The sequence below is a fragment of the Streptococcus sp. HMSC074F05 genome, from assembly GCF_001808725.1.
GTDB lineage: Bacteria > Bacillota > Bacilli > Lactobacillales > Streptococcaceae > Streptococcus > Streptococcus parasanguinis_I.
This window is the reverse complement of record NZ_KV794411.1, coordinates 950803-964013: the sequence shown is the minus strand read 5'-3', so window position 1 is coordinate 964013 and position 13211 is coordinate 950803. Positions and strand designations below refer to the sequence as shown.

Here is a 13211-nt window from a genome sequence, read left to right as displayed (position 1 = left end):
CACTTTTCTCACGGCGGAAAGTTTCGGTATATTCTTTATGAAATTCATAAGTTAGAACTTATTTTGATTTCTTGACAAAATCGCGTAACCTATCTTACTTATAATTTATTTATATATATTCTAAAGGGAGTTGGGCTCCCTTTTCATTTTGCAGTGAAGATGATATAATCATACGAGTGAAATCAATGAAAGAGAGTCAAGCATGAGTATTTTAGAAGTGAAAAATTTGAGTCATGGTTTTGGGGACCGTGCGATTTTTGAGGATGTGTCCTTCCGTTTGTTAAAGGGAGAGCATATCGGTCTTGTCGGGGCCAATGGTGAAGGGAAATCGACCTTCATGAGTATCGTGACAGGTAAAATGCAACCTGATGAAGGAAAGGTGGAGTGGTCTAAGTATGTGACGGCAGGTTACCTGGATCAGCATTCGGTCTTAGAAGAAGGACAAACAGTTCGCGATGTCTTACGGACCGCTTTTGATGAGTTGTTCACAGCTGAAGCTCGCATCAATGACCTCTATATGGCCATGGCGGAAGAGGGAGCCGATGTCGATGCTTTGATGGAAGAGGTCGGGGAACTCCAAGAGCGTCTAGAAAGTCGGGATTTCTATACCTTGGATGCTAAGATTGATGAAGTGGCACGTGCTCTTGGGGTCATGGACTTTGGCATGGATACGGATGTAACCTCCTTGTCAGGTGGGCAACGGACCAAGGTCCTCTTGGCCAAATTGCTCCTTGAAAAACCAGATATCCTTCTCTTGGACGAGCCGACCAACTACTTGGATGCAGAGCATATTGATTGGCTCAAACGCTATTTGCAAAATTATGAAAATGCCTTTGTCCTCATTTCCCATGATATTCCTTTCTTGAATGATGTAATCAATATCGTCTACCATGTGGAAAATCAGCAGTTAACCCGCTATTCCGGAGATTACTACCAATTCCTTGAAGTCTATGAAATGAAGAAATCGCAATTGGAAGCAGCTTATGAGCGTCAGCAAAAAGAGATTGCTGATTTGAAAGATTTCGTAGCCCGCAATAAGGCGCGTGTGGCTACACGGAATATGGCCATGTCTCGTCAGAAGAAGCTGGACAAGATGGAACTCATTGAGTTGCAAAGTGAGAAACCAAAGCCATCCTTTGAATTTAAAAATGCCCGGACTCCTGGTCGCTTTATCTTCCAGGCCAAGGATCTCCAGATTGGGTATGATCGTCCTTTGACTAAGCCTTTGAACCTAACCTTTGAACGCAATCAAAAGGTAGCCATCATCGGAGCTAACGGGATCGGGAAAACCACTCTCTTGAAGAGCTTGCTGGGAATCATCCCACCGATTGCTGGAGAAGTAGAGCGTGGAGATTACCTAGAACTTGGTTACTTCGAGCAAGAGGTCGAAGGTGGCAATCGCCAGACACCGCTTGAAGCAGTCTGGAATGCCTTTCCGGCTCTCAACCAAGCAGAAGTTCGTGCCACCCTTGCCCGCTGTGGCTTGACCACCAAGCATATCGAGAGCCAAATTCAGGTGTTATCCGGTGGAGAACAAGCCAAGGTACGCTTCTGTCTCTTGATGAATCGCGAAAACAATGTCTTAGTACTAGACGAGCCGACCAACCACTTGGATGTGGATGCCAAAGAAGAATTGAAACGGGCTCTGAAAGAGTACAAGGGATCGATCCTCATGGTTTGCCACGAGCCAGACTTCTATGAAGGCTGGATGGACCAAATCTGGGACTTTAATGAATTGACTTAAAGACAAAAAGAGAAACTTGTCTCGCTTTTTAGAATGAAGAAATTTTGTTGTTTACATAAGGCGGCACAAGTAATTCAAAAAATCTAAATGATTCTATTTTTAAATTTAGTCAAGTAATGACCGAAACATTCCGCAGTGAGAAAAGTGCCTGAAACAGATTTGTTTCAGGCACACGGAATTATTGAGACCTTAGGCTCAATAATTAGTCATGGAACTTCGCCGAAGTTCGCTGACGTCCGTACTCACCTAAGGAAAGTTTCTAAGAAAAATTTACATTTGATAGAAAAAGAGAACTGTTTGGTTCTCTTTTCATTATTTCTTGGAATTGTAGTCTTTTAAGATCTCGATTTTTTCAATCTTGATGTCTGTTTTTGGTTTGTCCTTATTATCGGTTTCGGCAGAGGCGATTTTATCCACCACATCCATGCCATCGATCACTTGGCCAAAGACAGTGTAGTTACCACCATCAAGGGTTGGATTTCCACCATTTTTATAAGCATCGATGATCTTAGCTGGGAAACGATCAGTTGGAAGTTTACTTGAAATATCATCCTTATTTTGGTTGATATAGAATTGACTACCATTGGTATTTGGACCAGAATTGGCCATAGCAAGGGCTCCACGAAGGTTGTAAAGGTATGGAGAATACTCATTCTCAAAACCAGTACCTGAATCTTTGGATTTGTCTTTGCCCTTCCAGATGGATTCGCCACCAGTACCATCTCCCTTAGGATCCCCAGTTTGGATCATAAAGTTGTTAATGACACGGTGGAAGAGTAAGCCATTGTAGTAGCCTTCTTTTGCGTGGGTCAAGAAGTTTTCAACTGCAAGGGGCGCATATTTAGGGAAGAGCTTGACAGTGATGTCGCCTTCAGTCGTAGTGATTTTAACCTCCGCTTCATCTTCAGCCACGTCAGTTGATAGTTGTGGGAAGACGGCATTTTCATTGGTCATGGCATCGTTAAAATCTTTGCGCAGTTGTTCTAATTTCTTTTGTTCTTCTTCAATTTTCTTTTGATCTTTTTCACTAGAGCTAGAAGTTGCTGTCTGCTCTGTCTTTTCTTTGCTTGAGCTTGAAGAGTTAGCGTCTGTCTTATTGGACGAACAAGCTGTCAAAGCTAAGCCGGAAAATAATAGTAGTGCGATTAATTTTTTCATATTCTTCCTTTCCAACATAGTTGTCTTTCTCTATTGTACCTTAATTTTGCGATACTTTCAAATCTGGATGGGATTCTCTATTTTCTGAGGTTGTTTCAAGACCGATAACATTTGATAAATCACTAATTAAGAAGGAAGTTGCGTAGAGATGGAAAATTCGGTATGATGGAAAGTGCTTTTAGAGTTGTGAAATAGATTTTTTATAGAGGAAGAATATCATAAATGAAACAACCACGTAAATTTTATATTTACTCGAGAAGTTCACTGTATTTTTTGATCTTTTTGGCAGTGTCGATGCTCATCGCTGTCATCCAATTACTGATTGAAGTAAATTTTTTTGAAAACCTAACAGCCTTATTGGCTGCTTGTTTTCTTCTAGTGACAGTTGGCTGGATTGCTTTTTCATCGATGGGAAGAATAGAGATTAGGAACTCAGAAATAGTGGTCGATCGCAATTTCAAGCGCTATCGCCTAGACCCATTCACCATTGTGGTCCGTTTGGGAGAAAAGAATACGTCTCGAGGGATCACCAATTATCCAATTTATGTGGAAGGAAACGTCATAGGGCACGGGACTTCTGATCGTTCAGTTACACTTAAATTCCTCGGCACCAAACGAAAAAATAAGGAATTACTGAAGTATTATCAAGAGCATCTTCAAGCTCAGGTAGAAGCAAATAAGGCTCTTGAGCAGGAAACTACGTAAGTGGATTTTGAACAGATTGTGTTAGCGTCGAAGGATCGGCAACAATTCCCTTTACGCGATTTGGTCGAATTCGGTGCAGATCAAGGGAATCTCAAAAAAACAGTATTTTATTATCCTAAAGAGAATAAGCTCTATGTCGGAAAAAGTGTTCCATTTCCCATTATCTTTACCCCGAGTGGCGTCCTTTTTTATGGCATTTATCTGTTAACGGATAGAGTATCCTTTCATGGACTCATCCCACTAGTGCTATCGTTTGGATTGATGCTTGTCATCGCTATATGGCAATTGAAACACAGAAGGCAGACGTATACAGTGAATGTCATTCCTTACGATATGCCTGAGCATTATTTTCAAGTACAGAAGTCGAATGGATTGAAAACCTATTTGCTGATTCTTGTTTTTGGACTCATCACTTTAGGATTATCCATCTTATATCTTACCTTCGGAAGTTTTTTGTTATTGTTTATAAGTTTTTTGATGTGGTATCTCTTTGTTGTGTTAACATTATCTGTCCAATTCAAGAAAACACATTATTTAAAAATTTTGGAAAAGAAATATTCCCCTTAATTTTTTAGCATTCGTCACCCGTGAGGGTGATTTCTTTTTGGTCTAAATCACTAATTAAGAAGGAAGTTGCGTATAGATGGAAAATTCGGTATGATGGAAGGTAACACTAAAAGAGGTATTATCAAATGAGTTATAGCAAATTAAGAAAAAAATATGTCATACTACTTTGGATTGGGATTATCAGTTTATTTGTAGGCCATTGCTATTTATCTAGCTTGTTTCCGGATCATCAAAACTTTTATTCGAATACACTGCTAGTGGTGCTGGGTCTTCTATTTCTTCTTTATGTTTTGATGAATAAATGGTTTGAAAAAGAAGCCCTTAAGATTCTAAACGCTTCGACTGGAATCGATTTTTGGTATGAATGGTCTCAATCGGGTAGTCGTGCTAGATTTAGTTTAAGCAAAAAAGCTGCCCATCTTGCTAGTGTAATATATTGCTACATGATTGGAGATTTCTCATCTGCAATCGATCGAATAGAGTTTTTACAAAATCAAAACATAGCTAGGACTGATCGTTCATCCCTCTTGGGAATTTTCGTAAAATCTTCCCTACTTTCAGGAAAAGCCATCAGCAAGGAAGATATTCAGAAGAAGTTTACCTATGTTCCCTTCAAGAATGAAGCAGAAAAAGAAGAAGTTATTCAGAAGCAACTGGCCATCTATGACATCCTTGTGGACCAGCAACCCAATGATTATTTTGATCATGTGACCGGTTCACAGGCTTTTCAACGCTTGGAAAATCGTTATTTTAAAGGATTAAATACCTATTTAAAGGGAGATATGGAGCTGGCTGTTTCTTTATTTGAAGAGATAGCGCAAGAAGATGAGCGTCTGTATTTTGTCCAGATGGCCAAGCAATGGTTAGCGAGTGAAGATCACTCTTTATCTGCTCTTATGCTAGATCCAAAGCTGGAGTCTGAGAGACTTGCGACTCTAACAGCTGATCTGCCTCTTCCTGAGGCGGAACTTCCCAAAAAGAAGGGGAAAAAGAAATGGAAATGGTTATTGTTGATTTTTCCGATTCTTTTTGTCGGAGCGATCATCATGAACTTGGTGGAGTCCAATCGGCCAATTAATGGGATCTATTATTTGTCGGTTGACAATATGGAGACAAAAACTGCCTCGCTTAATAAAGAATCCTGGATCAAGATTGATGGAGATCATGTGATAGTGAAGGAGAAGGGCGAGGAGAAGACTTATCCTTTTGATCGAGAAGATATCGAGTTGACCGTCGATGGAAAGCAATATGATGGAATTTTACAATGGGGTTCTCTGTCGCTTTTCGAGCAGTCTGACTCTTCACATGATATTCGTACTTACGTGAGTCGGTACAGCCCGATGTATTCCGGATACGAAAAAGGAACGGTCAGAGTTGAAAAACATTAAAAAGTGTTAAAATGGCGTAAGCTAAAAAGTATACCTAGAAGTCTGAGGAAAAAAATAAAAAATGGATTCAAAAAAATTGAAGAAATCAATCTTTAAAGCCAATTTTTATGAGAGTCGTCGTTTGCGTCACGATGGCTTTATCGATTATATGGTCAAGGACACAAATAGTCGGAAAATCTACACAAAGCCATTTAGTATTGCGAGAAAACTATTCTCATTTTTGGGGATACTGTTCATGTTTGGACTATCAGCAATAACCGATTCAAATATTGCATATCCACAGAATGGCATGACTGTGAAAATTTGGGGCATCAATTTTTTACCATTCTGGTTATTTTTCTTGTGCGGTTTTTTGTGGTATGCCATAAGTAAAGTCAATTGTAGAAAACAATACACTGCAAAAGTTCCATATGTTAGCATTCTAAATGGAAACTTGTATATAATATGGATGATATTGTTTGTTAATTTATTCTTTATTAGTGGTTTTGGGAGAACTTTAACCATTCCTGGTTTACTTGTAATTTATTCTCTAATTGGAATCATTGATGGGATGATTATTCGAAAAAGAATATCTTCAATTCGAACTCGATTATATGAAGAACCAACTGATAATGGTTCTCAATCTAAACAAATTCAATTAGTTACAGGATTTGCTGGAGGAATTGTTGCAATTTGGATGGTTTTAAAATTCTTTTTTCCACAAATTGGAGAAGTTAGAACCGATATTCTAGGTGTAGTATCAGTGATTGGTATGGTATTTCTAATGAATGTGATATTTTTGGCTATGTATTTTATATTACTTTTGCCTCATTCACTGTATGGTTACTATCGAAATAAATATTCAGAAGAATATCGAGAGTTCGAAGGAAAATCACTGGAAGAATGGTATGGCAAGAAATACCTGAGGAAGCATAAGGAGTTAATGGAAAGTAATAATGAAGAAATCAATCTTTAGAGGCAATTTTGAAGAGAGTTTAAATCTATTAGATGATGGTATTTCGGGAAAATTTGCTCAGGAAAATTATCAGGATGCTCTAAAAAAAGAAAAATATAGAGGGACTTTGAAATCATATGTCTGGCTAGTATTTTTGACGATCTTATTTATAATCGGTCCCAATTGGTTAATTGTTGCTTTAAATGATTATTTATTTTACCATGCTAATCCCAGAGATTTAACAGTACACTTGCCCGAAATTAATTTTCTTCCATACTGGGTATTTTGGATGGGGCTGGCAATATGGATTTTGCTGATTATATTAGGAAAGCGATTCAACCAACAGTTCATTTTGATCTATAGAGGTCAGTTTCATGTTATGGTTTCCTTTATAATATGGCTTCTAGTTGAGTTAAATCTTCTATTGTTGAATTTACTTTATGGTTTAGTTGGATATTTAGGGTTATTTGCCATGGTAGGTTTGATTCTATTTACGATCATTTACCTGATACATGCTAAGTCTATATCATTACTTAAATTATTAAATGGTGGAACTGGAATAGAGAGTCCGATTGATAGAGTGTTTAATAGCATATTTAGATTTATTGTCAAGTATGGTGGAATAGTTGTAGCACTCTGGATAATTTTTCGTACGATATTTTCGGATTCAATAAGAAATGCAGATAATTTGGTTAAAGGATTATGTGTTTTATTTTTATTTCTATTTTTCAATATACTGATTTCTGCTTTTGAAATATATTTCATGTTTCCCTATATGTTGCAAGGCTACTACAAATTAAAATATCCTGAAGAATATCGTGAGTGGGAAGGGAAAACTGTCGAAGAATGGTATGGCAAGAAATACCTGAAGAAGCATAAGGAGTTGTTAAAGAATGAATAAGAATTTTAACGAGATGTCGTTTGATGAATTGAAGTGTTACCGTCGAGAAGGTCTATGGAGATCTTTGGGCTTTTTACTGGTCATTGTTCTGGTGATTACGGGCATGATCTTGATGGAAGTGAACCATGTTTCTTCGTCCAATCAGAATCGTTTTCGGGTTATTGGATTGATAACGGTGATTGCACTCTTTGGCTACCTGATGCCTCTGATGGAAGCAAATCGTGTGATGCGAGACCATCCGGATTGGGTCAAGAAATCAGGTATTGGAGCGAAAATTCCCTTGCCAATGGCTTGGCATGTCAAAAGACTTTGCGTCCTTGGAGTGAGTCTATTTGTGATTGGAGGAGGATTTGCCTCGTCATATAAACCGCAAGTTCAGCAAACAAATGTACAAGATCAAATCGATATGATTCAAATGGATAACAAATTGGAAAGAGAGCAAAAAGTCGATTAAGTTCTAGATACCATCACACCGGAGGATAAAAAATCTGAGTAAGATCCATTTTGGAATTTGAACATCATTGAATATCGTTCTAAACAGCTCTAAAGAACAGTGCCCACTCGGTACTGTTTTTCTGCTTTCTGTTGCAAATTTGTGGAAATGATTTTACTAGAGAACTAGCTTGGAAATGTGGTATAATAAAGGTTATGGCAAACAATAATCAATCAAAAAATACACGGTCGACGAGACGACTGTCCAAAGCAGAATTAGAAAGAAAAAAAGCGATTCATCGTATGATTACGACCATTCTCATCAGTCTGGTCTTAGTCTTTGCGGCCTTGAAATTGGGGGCTGTGGGAGTCTTAGCTTACAACCTGATCCGTCTTTTTGTCGGAAGTTCGGCTTATTTGGCTATTTTAGCAACCTTTTTCTACCTCTATGCTTTTAAATGGCTAGATAAACACGAAGGGATTATATCAGGATTCCTCAGCTTCTTTGCAGGGGTTCTCTTGATGTTTCAGGCCTTCTTTGTATCCTCCCTTCATTTAGATAATAATGGGATCAAGGTCACCTTTTCAAGAATCATGGCAGACTTGCTTCATCTGCGGGTGGAGAGTTTTGCCGGTGGGGGTATGATCGGTGCCCTTCTTTATGCTCCTATTTCCTTCCTGTTTTCAAATATTGGTTCCTATTTTATCGGCCTTCTCTTTATCGGTTTGGGCCTTCTCTTGATGAGTCCATACTCTATCTATGATTTATTTGAAAAAGGTGCAGAAGCCTTCCATGCCTCTATGGAAAAACGTAAAGAGCGTCGTGAGCAGAAATTCCTTGAAAAAGAAGCGAGAGCTGCTGAGGAAGCGGCTGTAGCTGTAAGAGAGCAAGAAGAGGTAAGGGCAGATCTTCCAAGTCCTTTGTCAATGGAGGGCCATCCTGTAGATCCTGAGACAGGAGAGGTGTTGGCGGAAGAGCCGCTCACAGAGACCTTCCCAGAAGCCGAGATTGTTGCACCAGCAACACCAGAGATCTATCTACCAGATGAAGAATGGCCTGAAGAGCCTGAAGCATACGAAGAGCTTCCAGTGGCCGAAGAATTCGAGGACGATGGGGAGGAAGTTCAAGTGGACTTCACGCCTAAGGAACTCCTTCAGTATAAACTTCCAACCATTGATCTCTTCGCACCTGACAAGCCTAAAAATCAATCCAAAGAGAAGAATATCGTTCGTCAGAATATCCGCATTCTGGAAGAAACCTTTGCAAGCTTTAACATCAAGGCGACAGTAGAGCGGGCGGAAATTGGTCCATCTGTTACCAAGTATGAAGTCAAACCGGCTGTCGGTGTGAGGGTCAACCGCATCTCTAACCTAGCAGATGATTTGGCCTTGGCCCTGGCAGCCAAGGATGTGCGGATCGAAGCACCGATTCCAGGGAAGTCTCTGGTCGGGATTGAAGTTCCCAACTCAGAGATTGCGACCGTTTCCTTCCGTGAATTGTGGGAGCAATCCAAGACAGACCCAGCTAAACTCCTTGAGATTCCACTTGGGAAGGCTGTAGATGGTTCAGCTCGGACCTTTGATTTGGCCCGGATGCCCCACCTCTTGGTCGCGGGTTCTACTGGATCTGGTAAGTCGGTTGCAGTCAATGGGATCATTTCGAGTATCTTGATGAAGGCCCGTCCGGACGAAGTCAAATTTATGATGGTCGATCCAAAGATGGTGGAGCTTTCTGTCTACAATGATATTCCTCACCTCTTGATTCCAGTGGTGACCAACCCACGCAAGGCTAGTCGAGCCCTGCAGAAGGTCGTTGATGAGATGGAAAATCGCTACGAGCTCTTCTCGAAAGTAGGCGCTCGCAATATTGCTGGCTTTAATGCCAAGGTGGCTGAGTACAATGCCCAGTCTGAGATGAAGCAAGTGCCCCTTCCATTGATCGTGGTCATTGTCGACGAGTTGGCAGACTTGATGATGGTGGCAAGTAAAGAAGTGGAAGATGCTATTATTCGCCTTGGACAAAAGGCACGTGCAGCAGGAATTCACATGATTCTTGCGACCCAGCGGCCATCGGTTGACGTTATCTCAGGTTTGATCAAGGCCAATGTGCCTTCCCGTGTCGCTTTTGCGGTATCATCTGGGACCGACTCACGGACCATCTTGGATGAAAATGGGGCAGAAAAATTGCTCGGTCGTGGAGACATGCTTTTTAAACCGATCGATGAAAATCATCCGATCCGTCTACAAGGATCCTTTATCTCAGATGACGATGTGGAGCGGATTGTCAACTTTGTCAAAGAGCAGGCAGAAGCTGATTATGATGATGCCTTCGATCCAGGAGAAGTATCGGAGTCAGACTTTGATGGAGGTATGGGTGGCTCTGATGAAGGTGATCCTCTCTTTGAAGAGGCCAAAGCGCTCGTCATCGAGACCCAAAAAGCCAGTGCTTCGATGATCCAGCGCCGCTTATCGGTTGGTTTTAACCGGGCGACTCGCCTCATGGAAGAGTTGGAAGCAGCGGGTGTGATTGGACCAGCTGAAGGAACCAAACCTCGAAAAGTATTGCAACAATAAGTCTAGGGGGAAGAGGGCACTTGCCCCACTCCCTTTTCTTTTTATAGAAAATAGAAAGTAGGACCAGATGAAGTTAGATACGATTCATCATATTGCCATCATTGGACGGGATCGCGACGCTATGTTGCATTTTTATGTGGAGCAGTTGGGCTTTGCGATTGTCAGTGAGTATGACCGTCCCGAACGGGGAGATATCTTGATCAATCTCCGTCAGGGGCAGCTGACTTTAGAACTCTTTATCAAACCGACGGCCCCAGAACGTCCGAAGCTCCCCTTGCCCGAGCATGCGGGACTGCGTCATCTGGCCTTTAAAGTGGAGGATGTAGAGGCCTATCTAGCTAGATTGGATCAGCTAGGTATTGAGAATACAGGCCTTCGCTATGACGATTTTGATGGCAAGAAGATGGCATTTTTCTTCGATCCAGAAGGATTGCCCTTGGAAATACATGAGTGAGGAAAGCAATGGTTAGATTAGAAGGACTCAGTCAGGAAGAAGTAGCGAAAAAGATCCAAGAGGGCAAGCAAAATAAGGTCACGGTCAAGACAGAAAAAAGTATTGGGCAGATCATTCGAGACAATGTCTTTACTTACTTTAATCTGATTTTCCTGGTCTTAGCGTTCTTGCTGGTAGCAGTGAAGTCTTGGAACAATCTCTTGTTTGTCCCGGTCGTCGTGGTCAACTCCTTGGTAGGGATTGTGCAGGAAGTCCGCTCTCGACGGATCTTGCGTCAGATGCAATTTCTACATATGAGTGAGGCGATCGTTCTTCGCGAAGGAAAAGAAGTCACTCTACCTATCGATCAGCTGGTGGAGGGCGATCTAGTTTGCTTTCAAGCTGGAGATCAGATCTATGCGGATGGGGTCTTGCTGGAGGGCGAGCTAAAAGTCGATGAGTCGCAATTGACCGGTGAAGCTGATGAGGTCAAAAAAGGAGCGCAAGACGCGCTCATATCAGGTAGCTTTGTGATCGCTGGTCAAGGTTTAGCGCAACTAGAAAAAGTTGGGAACGACTCCTACATCAACCAACTGAGCCTGGAAGCCAAGCAGGTCAAGTCTCATGAGGAGTCTGACATGGTCCATGCAGTCAATCGTATTGTGGGGATCATTGGTCTCCTTATCATTCCGCTAGGTTCGCTCCTTTTTCTTCGCAGCTATATCAGCTTAGGTGATAGCCTCAACCTCAGTGTGACTTCAACAGTCGGGGCCTTGATCGGGATGATTCCAGAAGGCTTGTATCTCTTGATGACCTTGGCACTGGCTCTGGGTGCTGTCAGATTGGCCAAGGAAAAGGTCCTGCTCAATAGCATGAAGGGGATTGAGACCTTATCGCGCGTGGATATCCTTTGTGTCGATAAGACGGGGACCATTACAGAGCCGGGTATGGAAGTGACAGAGATTCGTCCAGTTAAAGATGCTCAAGACTTGGAAGCTCTAGCTCAGTATGTCAAGGCTAGTATGGATCAAAACGATACCATGGATGCCATCCGAAAATTTCATAAGACACCAGTCAGCCAGCCTTGGAAGGCTAAAGACATTCAGCCCTTTACGTCTAAGAAAAAGTATGGAGCCATTGCCTTTGAATCTGGGATCTATGTATTAGGCGCACCAGAATTTGTCTTACGAGAGGGCTTCTCTGAGGTTGAAGAGGAGATAGCTCCTGCTACTCAGGCAGGCAATCGGGTCTTGGCTTTTGGGAAATATCGAGGAGAACAGCTTGGAGAGACTTTAGAGGCTCCTGTAGACTTGGTGGCCTGGATTATTCTCTCCAATCCTTTGAGAAAAAATGCCAAAGAAACCTTTGCCTACTTTAAAGAACAAGGTGTAACCATTAAGGTCATTTCAGGGGACAACCCAGCTACAGTTTCTGCCATCGCGCAAAAAGCAGACATTGAAGGAGCAGAAAATCTGATCGATGCCAGAACCTTACTGACGGAAGAAGATTTGCACCAGGCGGCGAGCCAATATACGGTCTTTGGTCGGGTGACACCAGAGCAAAAGAAAAGCCTTGTTGAAGGCTTGCAGGCAAAGGGGCATAAAGTCGCCATGACTGGAGATGGCGTCAACGATATTCTGGCCCTCAAAACAGCGGATTGTAGTATTGCGATGGAATCTGGAAATGACGCGACCAAAAAGATGGCGCAAGTGGTTTTACTAGATTCCGACTTTGGGAAGATGCCGTCCATCGTGGCAGAAGGTCGGCGGGTGGTCAATAATATTCAACGATCAGCCAGTCTCTTTTTGATCAAGAATATCTTTTCTATCTTGTTGGCTATCTCAGTGACGCTTTTAGCCTTTACTTATCCTATCATGCCGTCGCAGATGTCCTTGATCAGTGGTTTTACGATTGGGATTCCAGGATTCTTTCTAGCGCTTGAGCCCAATAGCGAGCGCATCAAAGGGCGCTTTATCGAAACGGTCTTTAAAAATGCGCTACCTGCTGCCTTGACGGATTTTATACTGATCTTCAGTCTGGTATTGCTCTCTTCAGCATTTGGCATGAGGTCGGAAGAACTCTCAAGTGCAGCCATCTGCTTGATGGCCTTCGTTGGATTTACCATCATCTACCAAGAATCCCAGCCTCTCAATCACTACAAGAGACTGGTTCTTCTAGGAAATATCCTAGCCTTCCTAGTTTCAAGTAGTGTTCTAGGGAAATTCTTTAACATGAGCCCCTTGAGGATCCAAACACTGGTTATTTGTGCCATCATGGCCGTTCTTGCTCTCATCTTGATTCAAGTCTTCAAGAAACTAGTGGGATGGTTCTTTCATCGGAAGAAATAAAAAAAGAGAGTGGGACAGAAATCGGTA

11 protein-coding genes are annotated in these 13211 nt (G+C 41.7%); 10 read left to right on the top strand and 1 reads right to left on the bottom strand.

The genetic code is table 11. The features are described 5' to 3' along the window. Positions 1–202 precede the first annotated feature (202 nt). Positions 203–1744 (top strand): ABC-F family ATP-binding cassette domain-containing protein, encoded by a 1542-nt coding sequence (locus tag HMPREF2685_RS08370; protein ID WP_061590776.1) that lies wholly within the window; start codon positions 203–205, stop codon positions 1742–1744. A 312-nt stretch (positions 1745–2056) separates the two neighbouring features. On the opposite strand, the gene HMPREF2685_RS08365 is transcribed toward HMPREF2685_RS08370, so the two are convergent. Next, positions 2057–2902, bottom strand: coding sequence for a peptidylprolyl isomerase (locus HMPREF2685_RS08365; RefSeq protein WP_061590775.1), 846 nt, complete (start codon positions 2900–2902; stop codon positions 2057–2059). Between the two features lie 282 nt (positions 2903–3184). Here HMPREF2685_RS08365 and HMPREF2685_RS10280 point away from each other — a divergent pair, with 282 nt between their 5' ends. The 9 genes from HMPREF2685_RS10280 to HMPREF2685_RS08325 all read left to right on the top strand — a co-directional run bounded on the left by HMPREF2685_RS10280 (position 3185) and on the right by HMPREF2685_RS08325 (position 13184). Further along, complete coding sequence (locus HMPREF2685_RS10280) at positions 3185–3607, top strand: hypothetical protein (protein ID WP_222560484.1); 423 nt, start codon at positions 3185–3187, stop codon at positions 3605–3607. Beyond that, positions 3608–4174: a hypothetical protein gene (locus tag HMPREF2685_RS10275; RefSeq protein ID WP_061590773.1), complete on the top strand. Its 567-nt coding sequence runs from the start codon at positions 3608–3610 to the stop codon at positions 4172–4174. Positions 4175–4467: 293 nt separating this feature from the next. Further along, a complete protein-coding gene (locus tag HMPREF2685_RS08355) occupies positions 4468–5562 on the top strand; it encodes a hypothetical protein (RefSeq protein ID WP_261710506.1) in 1095 nt (364 codons plus the stop codon). Positions 5563–5623: 61 nt separating this feature from the next. Then, positions 5624–6517 carry a hypothetical protein gene (locus tag HMPREF2685_RS08350; RefSeq protein ID WP_231065233.1) on the top strand — a complete coding sequence of 298 codons (894 nt, stop codon included), beginning with the start codon at positions 5624–5626 and terminating at the stop codon, positions 6515–6517. Next, positions 6498–7397: a hypothetical protein gene (locus HMPREF2685_RS08345; RefSeq protein ID WP_070466362.1), complete on the top strand. Its 900-nt coding sequence runs from the start codon at positions 6498–6500 to the stop codon at positions 7395–7397. The genes HMPREF2685_RS08350 and HMPREF2685_RS08345 overlap by 20 nt, the downstream gene beginning before the upstream one ends. Further along, positions 7390–7851, top strand: a complete 462-nt coding sequence (locus tag HMPREF2685_RS08340; RefSeq protein ID WP_061590770.1) for a hypothetical protein — start codon at positions 7390–7392, stop codon at positions 7849–7851. Before HMPREF2685_RS08345 ends, HMPREF2685_RS08340 begins: the two co-directional genes overlap by 8 nt. Before the next feature lie 194 nt (positions 7852–8045). Further along, positions 8046–10403, top strand: coding sequence for a DNA translocase FtsK (locus tag HMPREF2685_RS08335; RefSeq protein WP_061590769.1), 2358 nt, complete (start codon positions 8046–8048; stop codon positions 10401–10403). Between the two features lie 67 nt (positions 10404–10470). Further along, positions 10471–10857: an SMU1112c/YaeR family gloxylase I-like metalloprotein gene (locus HMPREF2685_RS08330; RefSeq protein WP_061590768.1), complete on the top strand. Its 387-nt coding sequence runs from the start codon at positions 10471–10473 to the stop codon at positions 10855–10857. 8 nt (positions 10858–10865) lie between these two features. Beyond that, positions 10866–13184 (top strand): HAD-IC family P-type ATPase, encoded by a 2319-nt coding sequence (locus tag HMPREF2685_RS08325; protein WP_070466357.1) that lies wholly within the window; start codon positions 10866–10868, stop codon positions 13182–13184. Positions 13185–13211: the final 27 nt, after the last annotated feature.